Annotated in this window: 1 protein-coding gene and 1 pseudogene; both read left to right on the top strand. The window is 75.4% G+C overall.

What is annotated here, in order from left to right; genetic code table 11:
• Nucleotides 1–418 (top strand): annotated as a pseudogene (locus ADK55_RS17760) (alpha/beta hydrolase); the annotation flags it as partial.
• 68 nt (nt 419–486) lie between these two features.
• Nucleotides 487–752: PIG-L deacetylase family protein (locus ADK55_RS17755; protein ID WP_199826553.1), on the top strand; the 266-nt coding region annotated here is incomplete at its 3' end.

Raw genomic sequence — 752 nt, 5'->3', positions numbered from 1 at the left:
GACATGGCCGACCGGCTGGGCCCCCGAACGGGCGCGCGCGGCGCACCCCCTCTTCGACGCCGCCACGACCCTCGCCGGCGACGAGCCCCTGCTGTTCTCCGGCGAGACCATCCACCCCTGGCACTTCACCGTCGACCCGGCCCTCGCCCCGCTGCGCGAGACCGCCGAACTGCTGGCCGCCCGGACCGGCTGGGAGCCCCTGTACGACCCGGTGCGGCTCGCCGCGAACGAGGTGCCGGTCGCCGCCCTCGTCTACCACGACGACATGTACGTGGACACCGCGCACTCACTGCGCACCGCGCGGGCGATCCGGGGCCTGCGGACCTGGGTGACGGACGAGTTCGAGCACGACGGCCTGCGCGCCGGCGGGCCCCGGGTCCTGGACCGGCTGCTGGCCCTCGTACGCGACGAGCTCTGAGCACCCGCCCCCGGACAACCGCGGGCCGTACCGGCGCCACTGCGACGACAGGGCCTAGGGTGCGGAACATGACCGAACAACAGTCACAGCCCGCCCCGTTGCAGCCGATGCCCACCGATTGGCGGCGCGCCCTCGCGGTGGTCGCCCACCCCGACGACCTGGAGTACGGCTGCGCCGCCGCCATCGCGGAATGGACCGACGGCGACCGGGAGGTCGCCTACGTGCTGGCCACGCGCGGCGAGGCGGGCATCGACACCCTCGCCCCCGCCGAGTGCGCACCGCTGCGGGAGGCGGAGCAGCGCGCGAGCGCGGGCGTCGTCGGCGTGTCGACGGT

The organism is Streptomyces sp. WM4235 (assembly GCF_001279725.1).
Classification (GTDB): Bacteria; Actinomycetota; Actinomycetes; order Streptomycetales; family Streptomycetaceae; genus Streptomyces.
Note: the sequence above shows the minus strand (reverse complement) of the source record. Positions and strands in the feature narration are given on the sequence as shown.